The organism is Sphingomonas sp. BK345 (assembly GCF_014193845.1).
GTDB lineage: Bacteria > Pseudomonadota > Alphaproteobacteria > Sphingomonadales > Sphingomonadaceae > Sphingomonas.
Genome location: NZ_JACHZX010000006.1, coordinates 60,008 through 77,946, shown reverse-complemented (window position 1 = coordinate 77,946; position 17,939 = coordinate 60,008). Strand labels below are relative to the sequence as shown.

The 17,939-nt window shown below is 70.0% G+C and carries 15 protein-coding genes; 8 read left to right on the top strand and 7 right to left on the bottom strand.

The window, feature by feature from the left end:
- Window positions 1-172: 172 nt before the first annotated feature.
- The 3 genes from FHY03_RS17350 to FHY03_RS17340 form a co-directional block, all read right to left on the bottom strand.
- Complete coding sequence (locus FHY03_RS17350; RefSeq protein WP_183931829.1) at window positions 173-1,180, bottom strand: glycosyltransferase family 4 protein; 1,008 nt, start codon at window positions 1,178-1,180, stop codon at window positions 173-175.
- Window positions 1,181-1,357: 177 nt separating this feature from the next.
- The gene (locus FHY03_RS17345) at window positions 1,358-2,929 is read right to left on the bottom strand and encodes an alpha-amylase family glycosyl hydrolase (RefSeq protein ID WP_183931828.1); all 1,572 of its coding nucleotides are present in this window, start codon (window positions 2,927-2,929) and stop codon (window positions 1,358-1,360) included.
- Window positions 2,930-3,267: 338 nt separating this feature from the next.
- A complete protein-coding gene (locus FHY03_RS17340; RefSeq protein WP_183924748.1) occupies window positions 3,268-3,456 on the bottom strand; it encodes a hypothetical protein in 189 nt (62 codons plus the stop codon).
- Between FHY03_RS17340 and FHY03_RS17335 the strand changes: the two genes are divergently transcribed.
- The 5 genes from FHY03_RS17335 to FHY03_RS17315 are packed head-to-tail and all read left to right on the top strand — an operon-like array spanning window position 3,422 to window position 8,775.
- Window positions 3,422-4,246 carry a c-type cytochrome gene (locus FHY03_RS17335; RefSeq protein ID WP_311722132.1) on the top strand — a complete coding sequence of 275 codons (825 nt, stop codon included), beginning with the start codon at window positions 3,422-3,424 and terminating at the stop codon, window positions 4,244-4,246. The two genes, FHY03_RS17340 and FHY03_RS17335, sit on opposite strands and share 35 nt — an antisense overlap.
- Window positions 4,243-6,768, top strand: coding sequence for a cytochrome c oxidase subunit I (gene ctaD / locus FHY03_RS17330; RefSeq protein ID WP_183924622.1), 2,526 nt, complete (start codon window positions 4,243-4,245; stop codon window positions 6,766-6,768). Before FHY03_RS17335 ends, ctaD begins: the two co-directional genes overlap by 4 nt.
- Entirely contained in the window at window positions 6,765-7,166 is a 402-nt protein-coding gene (locus FHY03_RS17325; protein ID WP_183924624.1) for a hypothetical protein, read from the top strand. The genes ctaD and FHY03_RS17325 overlap by 4 nt, the downstream gene beginning before the upstream one ends.
- Complete coding sequence (locus FHY03_RS17320) at window positions 7,163-7,723, top strand: cytochrome c oxidase assembly protein (RefSeq protein WP_183931826.1); 561 nt, start codon at window positions 7,163-7,165, stop codon at window positions 7,721-7,723. Before FHY03_RS17325 ends, FHY03_RS17320 begins: the two co-directional genes overlap by 4 nt.
- The gene (locus FHY03_RS17315; RefSeq protein ID WP_183931825.1) at window positions 7,720-8,775 is read left to right on the top strand and encodes a c-type cytochrome; all 1,056 of its coding nucleotides are present in this window, start codon (window positions 7,720-7,722) and stop codon (window positions 8,773-8,775) included. The genes FHY03_RS17320 and FHY03_RS17315 overlap by 4 nt, the downstream gene beginning before the upstream one ends.
- Window positions 8,776-9,116: 341 nt before the next feature.
- Here the strand turns inward: FHY03_RS17315 and FHY03_RS17310 are convergent, their stop codons facing one another.
- Together FHY03_RS17310 and FHY03_RS17305 are read right to left on the bottom strand one after the other, a co-directional pair.
- A complete protein-coding gene (locus tag FHY03_RS17310; RefSeq protein WP_183931824.1) occupies window positions 9,117-9,875 on the bottom strand; it encodes an arginyltransferase in 759 nt (252 codons plus the stop codon).
- A 118-nt stretch (window positions 9,876-9,993) separates the two neighbouring features.
- Window positions 9,994-11,235: a threonine ammonia-lyase gene (locus FHY03_RS17305; RefSeq protein ID WP_183931823.1), complete on the bottom strand. Its 1,242-nt coding sequence runs from the start codon at window positions 11,233-11,235 to the stop codon at window positions 9,994-9,996.
- Between the two features lie 65 nt (window positions 11,236-11,300).
- Here FHY03_RS17305 and FHY03_RS17300 point away from each other — a divergent pair, with 65 nt between their 5' ends.
- Entirely contained in the window at window positions 11,301-11,627 is a 327-nt protein-coding gene (locus tag FHY03_RS17300) for a hypothetical protein (RefSeq protein WP_183924634.1), read from the top strand.
- Between the two features lie 185 nt (window positions 11,628-11,812).
- Here the strand turns inward: FHY03_RS17300 and FHY03_RS17295 are convergent, their stop codons facing one another.
- Window positions 11,813-12,520 carry a DUF4163 domain-containing protein gene (locus FHY03_RS17295; protein ID WP_183931822.1) on the bottom strand — a complete coding sequence of 236 codons (708 nt, stop codon included), beginning with the start codon at window positions 12,518-12,520 and terminating at the stop codon, window positions 11,813-11,815.
- 42 nt (window positions 12,521-12,562) lie between these two features.
- Between FHY03_RS17295 and FHY03_RS17290 the strand changes: the two genes are divergently transcribed.
- Window positions 12,563-14,245, top strand: coding sequence for an amidohydrolase (locus FHY03_RS17290; RefSeq protein WP_183931821.1), 1,683 nt, complete (start codon window positions 12,563-12,565; stop codon window positions 14,243-14,245).
- A 157-nt stretch (window positions 14,246-14,402) separates the two neighbouring features.
- On the opposite strand, the gene FHY03_RS17285 is transcribed toward FHY03_RS17290, so the two are convergent.
- Window positions 14,403-14,672 (bottom strand): hypothetical protein, encoded by a 270-nt coding sequence (locus tag FHY03_RS17285; protein WP_183931820.1) that lies wholly within the window; start codon window positions 14,670-14,672, stop codon window positions 14,403-14,405.
- Window positions 14,673-14,892: 220 nt separating this feature from the next.
- On the opposite strand from FHY03_RS17285, the gene FHY03_RS17280 reads away from it, so the two are divergent.
- Window positions 14,893-17,826, top strand: coding sequence for a TonB-dependent receptor (locus FHY03_RS17280; RefSeq protein ID WP_260159375.1), 2,934 nt, complete (start codon window positions 14,893-14,895; stop codon window positions 17,824-17,826).
- Window positions 17,827-17,939: the final 113 nt, after the last annotated feature.

Genomic DNA, 17,939 nt, shown 5'->3' with positions numbered 1-17,939 from the left:
ATGTCGGCCGCGCTCCGACGCTCTTCACCCCGCCCTTCCGTCATCCCGGACTTGGTCCAGCATCCACCCCTCCGCCTGCTCGACGGCCGCTGAGGGCGCGGCGCCGTGGATCCCGGACCAAGTCCGGCATGACGGTACGGGTTGAGGCGAGCCGGGCGTCCGACTCGCGCCCTTAGCCGATGATCCGCCGGTACAGCGCGGCATAGTCGTCGGCCATGCGCTCGACGCTGAAGCGTTCCTCGACGCGGCGGCGGCAGGCGGCGCGGTCGAGCTCGCCGACATGCTCGATCGCCTCCACCGCCTGGTCGACGTTCTCGACCAGGAAGCCGGTGACGCCATGCTCGATCAGCTCGGGCATCGCGCCGCGACGGTTGGCGATCACCGGCGTGCCGCACGCCATCGCCTCCACCACCGAGAGGCCGAACGGCTCGTCGAAGTTGATCAGGTGCAGCAACGCGCGGGCACGCCCCAGCGCGGCGACCCGCTCGGCGCCGCCGACCGCGCCGTGCCACGTCACCCCCGCGCCACCGAGCGCGGGCGCCACGGCGCGCTCGTGATAGCCCTGGTCCTGCACGATGCCGTACAGGTGCAGCTGGCGCCCGCTCGCGCGCGCCGCGGCGATCGCTTCCTCGGCGCCCTTGTCGGGGTGGATGCGGCCGAAGAAGAGCAGGTCGTCGCTGCCGCGCGGATCGAAGGCGAAGTCGTCGAGCGGGATGCCGTGGTGGATCGTCGCGGCATAGCGCAGCGCGGGGTGACGGTCGGCGTCGCTGATCGCGACATAATGGACGCGATCCTGGAACGGCTGGTACATCGGCAGGATACGGTCGGACGAGAAGCCGTGGATCGTCGTCACCAGCGGCGTGTCGACCAGCCGCGCGAAGGCGTGCGCGGGGAAATCGGCCTGGTTGTGGATCAGGTCGAACTGGTCGGCCTGCTCGAACACGTGCGCGAGATGGCGGTATTCCCATACCTTGGCGTCGATGCTGGGATCCTCCGAATAGGGCGCGGGGACGACGCCGTCGAGCGTGCCCGCGGTGAGGCTGTCGAGCGTGGCGAAGAGCGTGACGTCGATGCCGCGCGCGACCAGCGCTTCGGTGAGCAGGTGCGTGACGAGCTCCCACGGGCCATAATGGCGCGGCGGGGTGCGCCAGGCGATCGGGGCGAGCATGGCGATCTTCATATGTGGTCCTTCGTCATGCGGGGCGTGGGCGTTCCCCCTTCTCCTGACGTCATCCTGAACTCGTTTCAGGATCCACGTCACCACAGGCATCGCGGCCGGTTCGTCTGCGGCACGGTGGATCCCGGACCAAGTCCGGGAAGACGGATGAAGCGACGGTGTCGGCGTGCGCGTACATACCTAACGCATCACCACGCCCTCGTCCCCTCGCAGCACGCCGTCACCCGCGCCGTCGAGCGTCGACAGCAGCACCTCGCCGCCGAACGGCAGCGGGCGCGGCTCGGCCGAGAGGTTGAGCGCCACGCGCAGCATCGCGTCGCCGTCGCGCCGCTCGTACGCCAGCACGTCGGGCGCGGCGTCGACCAGCGCGAAGTCGCCGACCGCCAGCGCCGGGTGCGCGCGGCGCAGTGCGATCAAACGGCGGTAGAGCGCCAGCATCGATTGCGGATCGGTCTCCTGCGCGGCGACGTTGCGCGTGCGCCAGTCCGGGTTGAGCGGCAGCCACGGCTCGACCGTGGAGAAGCCGGCGAACGGGCTCGAGTCCCACGGCATCGGCGTGCGCGAGCGGTCGCGGCCGATGCCGATGCCGGGCTGGCGCAGCTCCTGCGGGTCGCGCACGCGCTCGGGCGGGATATCGACTCGGCCGATGCCGAGCTCGTCGCCCTGGTAGAGCGTCGGTGTGCCGCGTAGCGTCAGCAGCAGCATCGCCGCGACGCGTGCCTGCGCTTCGCCCACCCGCGCGGCGATGCGCGGCGCGTCATGGCTGCCGATCACCCAGTTGGGCCAGCCGTGCGGCGGCAGCGACGCCTCATAGTCGCCGATCACGCGCCGCAGCGACGCCGCGTCCCACGCATTCTCGATCAGCTGGAAGTTGAAGGGCAGGTGTACCTGCGGCCGCTCGAGTGTGCCGTACCAGCGCGCGTGGCGCTCGTTGGGCAGGAAGATCTCGCCGATCAGCACGCGCTCTCCGTAGCTGTCCGCCAGCGCGCGCATCTCGGCGGCGATCGCGTGCGCCTCGGGCTGGTCGGTGGAATGCTGCTGGATCAGCCGGTCGCGCTCGGTGATGCCGGGGCGCCAATAAGGGTTGGCTGGGTTGTCGGGCAGTCCCTCCGCCTTGATGATATGCCACAGCACGTCGATGCGGAAGCCGTCGACGCCGCGGTCGAACCAGAAGCGCATGACGTCGAGCATCGCCGCCTTCAGCGCCGGGTTGCGCCAGTTGAGATCGGGCTGCTGCCTGAGGAAGGCGTGCAGGTAATATTGCCCGGTCGCGGCGTCATATTCCCAGGCCGAGCCGCCGAAGTCGCTGATCCAGTTGTTGGGCGGCCCGCCCTCGGGGGCGGGATCGCGCCAGATATACCAGTCGCGCCTCGGGTCGGTGCGGCTCGAGCGGCTCGCCTGAAACCAGGGGTGCTGGTCGGACGAGTGATTGGGGACGAAGTCGAGCAGCAGCCTGAGCCCGCGCGCGTGCGCGGCGGCGAGCAGCCGGTCGAAGGCGGCGAGGTCGCCGAACATCGGCTCGATCCCGCAATAGTCGGCGACGTCATAGCCGAAGTCGGCCATCGGCGAGGGGAAGATCGGCGACAGCCAGATGGCGTCGACGCCGAGCGCGGTGACATGGTCGAGCCGGCGCTCGATCCCGGCAAGGTCGCCGACACCGTCGCCGTCGCTGTCCTGGAACGAGCGCGGGTAGATCTGGTAGACCGTGCCGCTCTCCCACCAGGGCGGCAGCGCTTCGTCGGGGTGGCGCATCGCTGGGATAACCTTCCGGCGGACGAGATGTTGCGTGGGCTGGTCTCGTGCTCGGAGCCGGGAGGGATCGTAGGGATCGGGCGTCATCCTGAACTGGTTTCAGGATCCACTGTCGCGCAGGCGCCGCCGCGCTTTGGTGGGCGGCATGGCGGATCCTGAACCGAGTTCAGGATGACGCAACTGGGGAGAGATGCCGCTCGTCTTCATTGGCTGTTCCCCGGCGCAGGCCGGGGCCCAATTAGGCGACACTGTTAAGTCGCACCGACGTTCCCCACCTGGACCCCGGCCTGCCCCGGTGTGCAAAGAGATGATGCAATCGATACCGCAGCAACATTTCGTCACCGCGCGGTCAGGAACAAAGCTTTATCAAGATCCTTCTCGACCGAGGGGGACAGGATCATCGGCTCGGGGCGCCAATCCGCATTCACGACATTCGGCACGGAGGCCGCCTGGCTCGCCGGGCTGACCGGATGGATGGTGCTCGGCGCGGTCGTGATCGCGCTGGCGCTCGCCGCGCTGATGGTCACCGCGTCGCGCTCGCGCGAGGGCGCGCTGACCCACCGGCAGGGGATGCGGCTGGTGTTGTGGGCGGGTGGTATCGTGCCCAGCGTCGTCCTGCTCACGTTGCTCGTCGCGACTTTGCCCGCGATGCGCCCGATCCGCGCCGCCCGCGATGACCTGCGCGTCACCGTGACGGGCGAGCAATTCTGGTGGCGCATGGCCTATCGACCCGCCGGCGCCGCCGCGGTGACCTCGGCCAACGAGCTGCGCCTGCCGGTCGGGCGGGACGTCGTGCTCGCGCTCGAGGGTGGCGACGTGCTGCACAGCTTCTGGGTGCCAGGGCTCGCCGGCAAGATGGACATGGTGCCGGGGCGCACCAACACGCTCGTCGTCCACGCGACGCGCGCGGGGCGGTTCCGCGGGCAATGCGCCGAGTTCTGCGGGCTGAGCCACGCGCTGATGGCGTTCGACGTGGTGGCGATGGAGCCCGCCGCCTTCGACGCCTGGCTCGCCGCCGAGCGCCGCCCGGTCACCACTGCCGCCGCGGCGGGTGCGCGGCTGTTCGACGCCCACGGCTGCGGCGGCTGCCACGTGGTGCGCGGGACCGGCGCGGCGGGCGCGATCGGCCCCGACCTCACGCATCTCGGCAGCCGCGCGACCATGGCGGCGGGGATCCAGCCGCTCACCACCGCCAACCTCGTCCGATTCATCCGCGACGCGCCCGCGGTGAAGCCCGGCGCGCGCATGCCCGCTTACCCGCAGATGTCCGTGCAGGACGCCGCCGCGATCGCGCGCTGGCTGGAGACGAACCGATGAGCCTCCACGCGCAGGACGATCCCGCACTGCGCGCAGCCCAGGAAGAGCGGCTGCGCGCCGTCTGGGCGCCGCCCAAAGGCCTGTTCCTGCGCTGGACCGACACCAACAACAACCAGGTGGGCGTGTGGTACACGCTGACCGCGTTCGGCTTCATGCTGTTCGCCGGCGTGCTCGCGCTGATCATGCGCGTGCAGCTGGCGCAGCCGGGCAACGAGCTGGTCACGCCGTCGACCTTCAACCAGCTGTTCACGCTGCACGGCTCGATGATGATGTTCCTGTTCGCGGTGCCGATGTTCGAGGCGGTCTCGATCATCCTGCTGCCGCAGCTGCTCGGCGCGCGCGACCTGCCGTTCCCGCGGCTCAGCGCGTTCGGATACTGGAGCTTCCTGATCGGCGGCGTGTTCGTCTCGGGCTCGATCTTCTTCGACGCCGCGCCCGACGGCGGCTGGTTCATGTACCCGCCCTTCACCACGCGCACCGACCTGAGCGGGCTCGGCGCCGACATCTGGATGCTGGGGCTGAGCTTCATCGAGGTGTCGTCGGTCGCCGCCGCGGTGGAGCTGATCACCGGCGTGCTCAAGTGCCGCCCGCCAGGCATGCGGCTCAACCTGATGCCGCTCTACGCCTGGTACATCCTGGTGGTCGCGGTGATGATCCTGTTCGCCTTCCCGCCGCTGATCGCCGGCGACGTGCTGTTCGAGCTGGAGCGGTTGCTCGGCTGGCCCTTCTTCGACGCGGCCAAGGGCGGCGACCCGATCCTGTGGCAGCACCTGTTCTGGATCTTCGGCCACCCCGAGGTCTATATCGTCTTCCTGCCCTCGATCGCGCTGTTCGCGATGATCGTGCCGACCTTCGCGCGACGCCACCTGCTGGGCTACCCGTGGATCGTGCTCGCGGCGGTGGGGACGGCGTTCCTCAGCTTCGGGCTGTGGGTGCATCATATGTTCACCACCGGGCTGCCCAAGATCAGCCTGGCGTTCTTCTCCGCCGCGTCGGAGGCGGTGGCGATCCCCACCGGCATCCAGATCTTCGCCTTTATCGCGACGCTCTGGGCCGGGCGCGTGACCTGGTCGACGCCGCTGCTCTACGTGACAGGCTCGATCGCGATCTTCGTGATCGGTGGGTTGACCGGCGTGATGGTGGCGATCGCGCCGTTCGACTGGCAGGCGCACGACACCTATTTCATCGTCGCGCACCTGCATTACGTGCTGATCGGCGGCACGCTGATCCCGCTGTTCGGCGGCCTCTATTATTACTGGCCGCTGATCACGGGAAAGAAGCTGTCCGACCGGATCGGGCGCACCGCCTTCTGGCTGCTGTTCGGCGGCGCCAACCTCACCTTCTTCCCGATGCATTTTTCCGGGCTGATGGGGATGCCGCGCCGCGTCTTCACCTACCCGGAGGAGCTCGGCATCGGCGGGCTCAACCTCGCCTCGACGATCGGCTCCTGGGTGTTCGCCGCGGGCGTGCTGCTGGTCTGCGTCGACCTCGCGCTGAGCCCGCGCCGATCCAAGTCGCCGCGCAACCCCTGGGCCGCGGGAACGCTCGAGTGGCTCGCCCATCCCGACGACGAGGACTGGGGGATTCGCTCGATCCCGCTGATCGAGAGCCGCTACCCGATCTGGGACCAGACGAACTTCGTCGCCAAGGTCGACGAGGGCCGCTTCTTCCTGCCTGACGCGGAAGAAGGCCGGCGCGAGACGATCGTCACCAGCGTGCTCGACGCACGGCCGGTGCAGGTGCTGCGGCTCGGCGGGCCGAGCGTGGTGCCGATGCTCACCGCGATCGCGCTGGGCAGCGTCTTCATCCTGACGACCTACCATCTCTACTGGCCGGCGCTGGTCGGCGCGGTGGTGACGCTGGCGCTGGTGCTCTACTGGCTGTGGACCGGCACCGCGGAGATCCCCGAGAAGGACTGCAAGCCGATCGGTCACGGCATCGTGCTGCCGCTGTACATCTCGGGCGCGTCGGCGAGCGGCTGGTGGGCGATGTTCATCACGATGATGGCCGACGCCACTGCCTTCTCGGGGCTGGTGTTCGGCTATTTCTTCTTCTGGACGCGGCACGAGGACTTCCCGCCCAGCGGCCCCGGCCTGGACGGCCCGGGCAGCTTCTGGCCGATGCTGGCGATGGCGGTGATGCTGGCGAGCTGGGCGCTGACCGTCGCCGCGCGCGAGCTCAACCGGCGTGAGGCGGTCGGCGCCGCGCGCGCGGCGCTGGGAGTGGCGGCGCTGCTGTCGCTCGGCGCGATCGGCGCGGGGCTGGCGGGGCCGTGGCTGAGCGGCCTGCAGCCCGAGCTCCACGTCTATCCCGCGATCGTGTGGACGCTGGCGATCTGGACGACCGCGCACTGCGGCGTCGGTGCGATCATGCAGCTCTATACGCTGGCGCGGAGTCTCGCCGGGCGGATGACGCCTCGCCACGACGCCGACCTGCGCAACATCACCGTCTACCAGCATTTCATGGCACTGACCGCGGTAGTGACCTACGCCACCATCGGCCTGTTTCCGGGGGCGGCATGAAAGAGGACGCCCCCCGCGGCCGGCAGAGTCTGGGTGAGCGCGTCCGCGGGCTGCGCGTCACCTTGTGGACGCTGATCGTGCCGCCGACCGTCTGGGCGGTGCACTTCCTCTTCTGCTACCTCTGGGTGGCGGTGAGCTGTGCCAAGCTCGGCGCCTTCCCGCGCTTCCCGGTCGCCTTCGTGGTCGGCACGGGGGCGGCGCTGGCGATCATCCTCGCCTCGGGCTGGATCGCCTGGGTGCAGTCGCGCACGCCGGGTGACGACCCGCCGCACGACGAGGGGACCGACATCGACCGGCTGCGCTTTCTCGCCACGGCGACATTGCTGCTGGCGGGGCTGAGCTTCGTCGCGGTGCTGTTCACCGCCGCGCCCGCGCTGCTGCTGACGGACTGCCGGTGAGAGCCGCGCCCGGCCTCGCGCTCGCGCTCGGCGCCACGGCGCTCGGCTTCGCCGGGCTCGGCATGACCGGGCATATGGCGGCGCACATGGGCGCGGTCGCGGTCGCCGCGCCAGCGCTCGCCGCCGCGCTGCCGCGGCGTCCGCGCGGCGCGGGGGCGCCGCTGCTCTGGGCGATGGTGGAGTTCGCGATCGTCTGGGCGTGGCATTTCCCCGCGCTGCGCGCGCTCGCCGACGCGCACGACTTCGTCTCTCTGGCCGAGCAGGCGCTGTTCCTCGCCGCGGGCGTGGCGCTGTGGCGCGCCGCGCTGGCGCAGCCCGCGGCCGGCGCGGCGGCGCTGCTGCTCACCTCGATGCACATGACCCTGCTGGGCGCGCTGATCGGGCTGGCGCCGCGCCCGCTCTACGCGATGATGGCGATGCACCCCGCGCCGGGGCTCGACGCGCTCGCCGACCAGCAGCTCGGCGGTGTGGTGATGCTGGTGGTGGGCGGCGCGAGCTACTGTCTCGGCGGGCTGTGGCTGCTCGCTACCCTCTTGCGGGAGCCGCGTGCGGCATGACGATCCGGGTGACCTGGAAGCGGCTGGTCGCCGCGCTGGCGACGCTGGCGGCGGCAGGGCTGCTGTTCGCCTGGTCGGGCATCTTCAACATCGCCGCCTCGTCGGGCCATTGGGCGGTGACCGAGTGGTTCCTCCACTGGACCATGCGCAACTCGGTCAAGACACACAGCTTCTTCGACTCGCCCGACGACTCGATCGCGCGCGACGGCGCGATGGTGAGCGCGGCGGGCCATTTCGCGGCGGCCTGCGCGACCTGCCACGGCGCACCGGGCCAGCGCCCCTCGCCGGTGATGCAGCGGGCGATGCCGCCCGCGCCCGACCTCGCGGTCAACGCCACACAGTGGACCGACAAGCAGCTGTTCTACATCCTGCGCCACGGCGTGAAGTATAGCGGCATGCCGGCCTGGGGCGGGAAGGGGCGCGACGACGAGATCCGCCGCATGGTCGCCTTCGTGCGGCGGCTTCCCGTGATGTCGGCGGCGGAATATCGTCTGCTCAGCGGCGGCGCGACCGGCGCGGGGACGACCGACGCGCGCACGCTCGCCGGCGCGACGCTGGCGGGCTGCGTCGCCTGCCACGGCGCCGACGGGCGCGGGCGCGGCCAGCCCGACATCCCCGTGCTCGGCGGGCAGCGCGGCGGCTATCTCGAGGCGACGCTGGCGGCCTATGCCGACGGGCGGCGGCAGAGCGCGGTGATGGCCAATGTCGCCGCGGTGCTCACGCCCGCGCAGCGCCGCGCGCTGGCGGCGCATTTCGCCGCGATGCCGGGGCTTGGCGCGGCTCCGGCGCGCGACGCGCGCGCGCGGCTGATCGTCGAGCGCGGGTTGCCGGAGCGCCAGCTGCCGGCCTGCGCGAGCTGCCACGCGCCGGGCAAGCCGCAGCCGGTGCTCGCGGGCCAGCGCGCGGTGTATCTCGCCGAGCGGCTGCGCCACTGGCGCGGCGACGAGAAGATCGTCGACGCGCGTCAGCCACAACAGGTGATGCCGGTGATCGCACGCCGCATCCCCGAGGAGATGATCGAGCCGCTGGCGCGCTATTTCGCGGGGGAGTGAGGGGGGCGTCTTTCTCGAAGCGGTGTTCCCGCGGAGGCAGGAACCCAGCGTCGCGGGCGGTGCGCGCGGTGGCCTCGGGCTCCTGCGCAAGCGAGATCCTTGCAAGAACCCTCCGTCATCCCGGACTTGGTCCGGGATTCACCGTGCCGCACACTCATGTCGCGTTATTCTTGCGGAGGAGTGGATTCCGGACCAAGTCCGGGGTGACGGGAAGGGGGAGCCGCCTCTGCGACAATGAGCATACTGGGTTCTGAGGCGCGGTGCGAATCCTGAGACGACCTCAGAATGACGCCAGTGGACGGGGGCAGGCGTGCCGAGCGACCACACCGCTCCCCGATCCCTCACACCCGGACCGCGGCGCTCTCTTCCTCCGGCATCAGCGTCCAGCCGCGCGGACCGAGCATCTCGAGCGGGCGATAGCGCGTCTTGTACGCCATCCGCGCCGAGCCCTTCACCCAGTAACCGAGATACACGTAGGGCAGCCCGGCCTCGCGCGCACGCGCGATGTGATCGAGGATGATCAAGTTGCCGAGCCCCGGCCGCGCATCCTGCTCGGTGGCGAAGAAGCTGTAGACCATCGACAGGCCGTCGGTCTGGCGATCGGTGAGACAGGCGCCGACCAGCCGACCGGGGCGGTCGCCGACCGCGGGCTCGCGATATTCCACCACCACCGAGTTGACCGGCGACTGCTCGACCATGTCGGCATAGTCCATCTCGTCCATCCCGATCATCCCGCCGCCGGGATGACGCGCCGCGAGATACTGGCGCAGCAGCTGATATTGCTCGTCGGTCGCCCAGGGGCGGCACGCGCTCACCTCGAGATCGGCGTGGCGGCGCATCAGCTTGCGCTGGCTCGCGTTGGGCTCGAACTGGTGCGTGAGCACGCGCACCGACACGCAGGCGGCGCAACCCGCGCAGCTCGGCCGATAGGCGACCGACTGGCTGCGGCGGAAACCGATGCGACCGAGCGCGTCGTTGAGCTCGCCCGCGTTGGGGCCGCTCAGCTCGGTGAAGACCTTCCGCTCCTGCCGGCCGGGCAGATACGGGCACGGCTGCGGGCTGGTGACGAAGAAGCGGGGGAATCGAAATGGCGCGGTCACCGCCTTCAGCCTCCTCTTCGACTCCGCCCCGGTGCGTGATCTCCCATATGTAGGGTCGCGCCGATGGTGAAAAGTGGATTCACCAAGATTTCCACGCCATTGCCCCGCTCAATTCGGTTCAGGCGAGGTCGACGGGGCGCACCTCATAGCCGGCCTCGCGCAGCGCGACGATCAGCCGGTCGAGATGCGCGCGATCGCGCGCCTCGCACTCGATGTCGGTGATCAGGCCCTTCGCGGGCAGCGTCGTGAACACGCGCTGGTGATAGATCTCGATGATATTGACCCGCTCGCGATCGAACACGCGCATCACGCCGTACAGCGCGCCGGGCTGGTCCTGCAGCTGGAGCCGCAGCCGCGCCAGCCGGCCCGAGCGCGCGAGGTCGCGCAGCAGCACGTTGGCGAGCAGCCGCGTATCGATGTTGCCGCCGCACAGCACGACGCCCACGGTGCGCCCGCGGAAGCGCTCGGGATGCGCCAGCAAGGCGGCGAGCCCGGCCGCACCCGCGCCCTCCACGACGGTCTTCTCGATCTGGAGCAGCAGGCTCACCGACTCCTCCAGGCTGCGCTCCGAGACGAGCACGATCTCGTCGACCAGCCGCGCCACCATCTGCGCGGTGAGGCCGCCCGGTTCCTTGACCGCGATGCCCTCCGCCAGCGTGTCGCCGGCGCAGGTGAGCTGGGTGGCGTTGATGCGGTTGTACATCGAGGGGTAGAGCTCGGCCTGCACGCCAACCACCTCGATCGGGCGCGCCGCCGCGCGCGCCACGGTCGCCATGCCCGAGATCAGCCCGCCGCCGCCGATCGGCACCACCAACGTATCGATGTCGGGGTGATCCTCGAGCATCTCGACTGCCACCGTGCCCTGGCCGGCGATGATCCGCGGATCGTCGAACGGATGGACGAAGGTGAAGCCGCGCTCGGACTCGAGCAGCCGCGCGTGCGCGTAGGCGGCGTCGAACGTGTCGCCTTCCAGGATCACGTCGGCACGGTGCGCCTGCGTCTGGGTGACCTTCACCGTCGGCGTGTTGCGCGGCATCACGATGGTCGCGGGCACGCCGAGCCGGTTGGCGTGATAGGCGAGCCCCTGCGCGTGATTGCCCGCCGAGGCCGCGATCACGCCCTTGGCCCGCGCTTCGTCGGACAGCTGGAGCAAGGTGTTGAGCGCGCCGCGCTCCTTGTAGGCCGCGGTGAACTGGAGGTTCTCGAACTTGAGATAGACGGTCGCGCCGGTCAGCTCGGAGAGCGTGCGGCTGATCAGCGTCGGCGTGCGCACGATCGAGGGCGCGATGCGCGCGTGCGCGACGCGGACGTCGTCGATCGAGACGGGCAGGGCGGGATCGGACACGGGAAGGCTGGCCATCGCGCCGTGCTAGCCGATGATCGGGGAGAGAGGAACACCCCCGCGCCGACGCGCATTGGTCATCGGTGCAGCGCTACTTCTTCTCGCTCCGGATCGCGCTGCTGGTGATCGTCGCCGGCGTAGCGGTGAGCGCGATCGACCTGGCCACCCGCGGCTTCGTGGTGGTGTACGATCCGCGTGCGCTGATCGCGGGAGCGGTACTGGAGGACGGGCTCGGCGCGAGACGCCGGCCGCTGCGCGCGTTCGCCCGCGATTATTGGGCGACGCGCCCGGCGTTCGACGGCCAGGTGCGGCTGCTGTGCCGCAGCGGTCGCGAGGTGCTGCGCGGCGACGTCAGGCCGGGCGAGCAGACGAGCTACACCGTGTCGGCGGAGGACTGCCGACGGGGGTGACGGGCGCGATGTATACGCTGCTCGGGCGGTCTGCCCTCTTCGCCGTGCATTTCGCGGAGGCGGGGATCCAGACACGCGGACGTGGCGACTCCAGTATCGGCCCCAGCGCGTCTGGATACCCGCCTTCGCGGGAATGACGAAGGAGAAGTAAGGAGAGGCTTGATCGCGGCCCGAGCGCCCCGGTCTCACCGTCCGACGCGAAACACCTCCTGCCAGGCGGGGCGCACCGCGGTTAGCAGCTCGGGCGTTACCGGCACGGTCATGTCGTACATCCCCTCGGCGTAGGCGCCCGCGACATATTGCCCGGCGATCAGCCCGACGCGGTCGATCGCGCGCCGGTCGCTCGAGCCGAGCAGCAGCGTCAGCTCGGCCACCTTCGGGCAGGGGAAGACGGGATCGTCCACCTCGTCCGCCTGCAGCCGGCGTGCGCGCTCGCGTGACAGCCAGACGCACCAGCGCGCGCCGAGCACGCGTTGCAGCGCCTCCGCCGACACGAACAACGCGCGCGGGTCCAGCCGCCGCGACCGCGCCTTGTCCCACACCAGCGACTCGATCGCGGTGCCGCCGTGCGCCCCGCCGGTGTAGCGATAGGTCTCGGCGGAGAGGCTGAGCAGGAACGGCGTCTCGGTCACCACCTTCCACGTCCGCGTGGCCTCGTGCTGGTGGAACGGGTAACCGTCCTTTGCCGCCTCGACCCGATCCGCCGCCGCCTCTGTCGCCACCGTCCGCCGGAAGCGCGCGCGGTCCCGGTCGAGCCACTGGCGCAAGCCGGGCGGACACGTCGCGGCAGACGGCGCAACATAAGCGAAGGTGTAATCGGCCGTCTTCTCCGCCACCGCGGGTGCGCCCAGCAGCGCCGCGCCGATCGCGAACCCCCTCCACACCCAATGCATCGCACCCTCGCCAAAGACCGCGCGAGATCATATGGCGATCGCATGAACCGCCGCTTGCTCCCGCGCCTGCTCGGCGCCGCCGTCGCGTTGCCCTCGCTCGCCGCGGCGGGGCAGGCCGCGGCTGACGCGCTGATCGACAATGTCACCGGCCTCACGCTCGATCGCGACCAGCGCGTCGTCCGCTTCAAGGCGATGGTGATCGACGCGCAGGGCAAGGTGGTCCGGCTGATCGCACCCGACGAGCAGCCGCCCAAGCCGACCAAGAAGAACCCCGGCCCGCGCTACGACTGGCGCGCCGACATGAAGGGGCGCGTGCTCGTCCCCGGCATGATCGACGCGCACGGCCATGTTGTCCAGCTCGGCATCGCCGCGCTGACGCTCGACCTCTCCGACACGCGGACGCTCGATGACGCCAAGGCCAAGATCGCCGCCTATGCGCGCGAGAATCCGGAGCGGCCGTGGATCGTCGGGCGCGGCTGGAACCAGGAAGTGTGGGGGCTCGGCCGCTTCCCCACCGCCGCCGACCTCGACGCCGCGGTGGTCGACCGCCCCGTGGTAATGACGCGCGCCGACGGTCACGCGGTATGGGCCAACTCGGCCGCGCTCAAGGCCGCCGGCGTCACCGCGACGACGCCCAACCCGGCGGGCGGCCGGATCGAGAAGCCGCTCGGCACACTGGTCGATCGCGCCACCGACCTGATGGAGAAAGTGATCCCGAAGGTCAGCCCGAAGGACCGCACCGCCGCCTTTCTCAAGGCGCAGCAGATCCTGCTCGGCTACGGCGTCACCGCGATCGCGGACATGGGGACCAGCCTCGACGACTGGATGACCTATCGTCGCATGGGCGACACCGGCGCGCTGCGCGTGCGGATCATGTCCTACGCGCTCGGCATCGACACCGCCGTGACGATCGGCGGCACCGGGCCGACGCCGTGGCTGTACGACGACCGGCTACGGCTGGAGGGGGTCAAGCTCTACGCCGACGGCGCGCTCGGCTCGCGCGGCGCGTGGCTCAAGGCCGATTACGCCGACGCGCCGGGCCAGCGCGGGCTCGCTTTCCTCAGCGACGACCAGTTGCAGAACATCATGAGCCGCGCCGCGATGGACCGCTATCAGGTCGCGGTGCACGCCATCGGCGACCGCGCCGACTCGCAGGTGATCGACTCGATCGCCGAGCTGTCGCAGACCTATAAAGGTGACCGGCGCTGGCGGATCGAGCATGCGCAGGTGGTCGACCCCGCCGATTTCAAGTCGTTCGGCCGCTACGGCATCATCGCCTCGATGCAGCCGACGCATCAGACCAGTGACCGGCTGATGGCGGAGGCACGGCTCGGGCCGGCGCGGCTGGCGGGCGCCTATGCGTGGAAGTCGTTGCTCGACAGCGGTGCCAAGCTGGCGTTCGGCTCTGACGTGCCGGTCGAGCGCCCCGATCCCTGGGCGGGCTGGGCGGCGGCGTTCACGCGCACCGACGCGAACGGCGAGCCCGCCGGCGGCTGGCATCCCGAGCAGGCGGTGACGCGCGAGCAGGCGTGGTGGGCCTATACCGGCGGCGCGAGCTATGCCGGCTTCGCGGAGGATCGCTTCGGCGTGCTGGCACCGGGCCAGCGCGCCGACTTCCTGATCCTCGACCGCGACCCGATGCTCGCGGGCGCGTCGGAGCTCCGCCGGACCAAGGTGCTGGAGACGTGGATCGGCGGCCAGCGCGCGTGGGAGGCGGGAAAGTAGGGAGGCGGGGAGGTCGGCTAACGGGAACCCTCATCCTCCCCTGGAAGGGGAGGATCTGACGGCATCGCCGATCCCGGTCAGCGACGCTGGCTTCCGCTCAGCCACTGACCGCTCCGATGGCGCGACAGGCGAGTAACCGCCAGCCCGCCTCTTCCCCTCACTTCGTGCCCGACATCGTGCCGTTCGACAGGTCGCCGAGCGTGTCGCTGTTCTCCATCATCATGCCGTTGCCGCTCAAGGCATTGTCCGTCGCCATCACGTCGCCCGCCGCGCCCGAGGCTGTGAGGCCGTTGGCCTGGCTCTCGTTGGCGACGACATTGTTGTTCTCGTCGACCGTGATCGTCTGGTCGCCCTTGCCGCAGGCGCCGAGCGCGAGCGCGAGCGGAAGGGCGGCGAGGAAGGCGGCGCGGGGCAGGGCACGGGTCATGTCAGTCTCCGTCGGCTGAAGCGCGCCAACGTCGCGCCGGCCGCGCTCGTTCCCTCGCTGACGCCGCCGAAGCCGCTGTGTCCGACGCGCCACAGCCCGCCCCGAGGCGGCTGAATACGTATGTGGCTTTCTTGTGACGCGGTCCGGGGCGGGCCTAATCGGCGGCATCAGCCCAGGCACGGTCGCACCAACGCGGCCGCCGGGACAGGGGAGGATCATCTTGGACCGCTCGTCATCCATATCGTCGGCGCGCACGCGCCTCGTCTCGCACGGCAGCGCCAGCGCGCTCGCCGCGGCGCTGCTGCTCGTCGCCGCCGCCGCGCAGGCGCAGGAGGCGCCGCCGCAGGCGAACGCGCCGACCGCTAACCCGACCGCCAAGGCGACGGTCGACCAGCCCGCGCCGCCGGCCGATCCCACGCCCGACGCCAGTGCCAACCCCGATCCCACCGCGACCGACGCGGGCGCGGACGAGATCGTCGTCACCGGTATCCGCGCCAGCCTCGCCAAGTCGGCCGAGATCAAGCGCAACTCGACCATCATCGTCGACTCGGTCTCGGCCGAGGACATCGGCAAGCTGCCCGACGTGTCGGTCGCCGACTCGCTCGCGCGCCTGCCCGGCGTCACCGCGCAGCGCGTCGAGGGCCGCGACCAGAGCCTGTCGATCCGCGGCCTCGGCCCCGATTTCTCCACCACCCTGCTCAACGGACGCGAGCAGGTCACCACCGGCGACAACCGCGGTGTCGAGTTCGACCAATATCCCTCGGAGTTCTTCAGCAACGTCAACGTCTACAAGTCGGCCGACGCGTCGCTGATCGCGGCCGGCGTGTCGGGCACGGTGGACCTGCGCATGCTGCGCCCGCTCGACCAGAAGGAGCGGCTGTTCGTCGTCTCGGCGCGCGGGCAGATGAACGGCATCGGCAAGCGCAACCCGGACGGCCAGCGCTACGGCTATCGCGCCACCGCCACCTTCGTCGACAAGTTCGCGGGTGACACGCTCGGCATCTCGATCGGCCTCGCCGCGCAGGAATCGCCGACCAACTACGACAAATACGAGGCCTGGGGCTATCCGGGGCTCAACGACCGCAACGTCAACTGCGACGCGGCGGGCGGCAACCCGTGCCTGCTCGGCGGCGCCAAGCCCTATGTCCAGTCGAACCTGCTCAAGCGCTACGGCGGCGTCGGCACGATCGAGTGGCAGCCGAGCGACTCGTTCCACTCGACCTTCGACGCGCTGTACACGCACTTTGAGGAGACGCAGCACCTGCGCGGGATCGAGTTCCCGCTGGGGTATAACGTCGCGCCCAACCCCGGCTCGGTGACGGTGCAGGACGGCTACGTCCAGAGCGCGACCTTCTCGCCGCAATACACCGTGCAGCGCAATGACCTCAACGAGCGCCGCGCCGACATGTACTCGTTCGGCTGGAACAACGACCTCAAGCTGTCGGACTCGATCCACCTCAACGTCGACGCGAGCTGGTCGCACGCCAATCGCCAGGACGAGCTGATCGAGACCTATTCGGGCACCGGCTATGGCGGCACCGGGCAGCGCGACACGATCACGATCACGCGCCAGAACAGCGGCATCTACTCGATCGTGCCGACGCTCGACTATACCAACACCGACGTGATCCGCATCACCGACCCGGGCGGCTGGGGCTATAACGGCACCAACGCGGTGGTGCAGGCGGGCTTCCAGAACCGGCCCAAGTTCAGCGACGACCTCAAGTCGCTGCGCGCCAGCCTGGCCGGCGACTTCGCCGACCTGGGCGTGATCCGCGGCTGGGAGGTCGGCGCCAATTACTCGCAGCGCGAGAAGAAGGCGCAGTACACGTCGTATTTCTACTGCCCGTCGGGCACCGGCAGCAACTGCACGGTGGCGAGCGGCACCACCACCTCGATCGCGGTGCCGAGCGAGGTGGTGCTCGACCCGGTCTCGCTCGGCTTCATCGGCGTGCCCAACATCCTCGCGCTCGACTCGCGCGGCGTGCTCGACCTGCTTACCCCGGTGTTCGACAACCGCCCCGAGAGCCTCGCCAAGGTCTGGGGCGTGAAGGAGAAGGTGGCGACCGGCTACGCCAAATTGGTGTTCGACGGCACCGCCGGCGGCAAGGCGATGAAGGGCTCGCTCGGCGTCCAGGTGGTGCACACCGACCAAAGCTCGGACGGCCGCATCGCCGGCCTCAACGCCGGCGCGGTGACGCTGTCCGAGGTGTCGGGCGGCGCGAAATACACCAACGTGCTGCCGAGCGCGACGCTGTCGGTGGAGCTGATCCCGAGCGGCTTCGTCAAGATGGGCGCGTCGCAGACGATGGTGCGCCCGCGGCTCGACCAGGAGCGGATCTCGCAGAACGTCGCGATCACGCCGGGCAACGTCGGGCGCGGCTCGGACCCGCTCAACAGCCCCTTCTCGTCGGACGGCGGCAACTTCCAGCTGCGCCCGTACAAGTCGACCAACATCGACATGTCGTTCGAGAAGTATTTCCCTGGCGGCGGCTATGTCGCGCTGACCGGCTATTACAAGCGGCTGACCGACTACGTCGATCCGAACAACAACGTGCTGTACGATTTCTCGCCGCTGCTCAGCTCGCTGACCCCCGAGCAGCAGGCGATCGTGCGCGCGCAGAACGCGCAGAACGGCCTGTTCAAGCTGCCGGCCAACTCGGGCCGCGGCGAGATCCTCGGCGCCGAGGCGACGCTGTCGCTGCCGCTGCGCATGCTGACCCGCTCGCTCGACGGCTTCGGCCTGTTCGGCAGCGGTAGCTACACCAGCTCGGCGGTGCGCTACGACAGCGCGCCGGCGGACACGCAGACGGTGCCGGGCCTGTCGAAGTGGGTGCTCAACGGCACCGCCTACTTCGAGAAATGGGGCTTCCAGGCGCGCACGACCTACCGCTACCGCTCGAGCTTCCTCGCGGAGGTGCGCGGCCTGTCGGCGACGCCGGAGCTGAACACCGCCAAGGCGGAGGGCATCCTCGACGCGCAGATCGGCTATGAATTCCAGAGCGGTCCGCTCCAGGGACTGGCCATCCTGGCGCAGGCGAAGAACCTGACCGACCAAGCTTTCTACCAGTACACCAACGGCGATCCGCGCCAGGTGCGGCGCTACCAGCGCTACGGCACCGATTATTACGTCGGGCTGACGTATCGGTTCTGACCCAAGATCCTTTCCAACACGGGGAGGGTGACCGCCCGGCAAAGCCGGGTGGTGGAGGGGGATCTCCACTAGGCGCAGCGCCTGCGCAGACCCCCCTCCACCGCCGCTTCGCG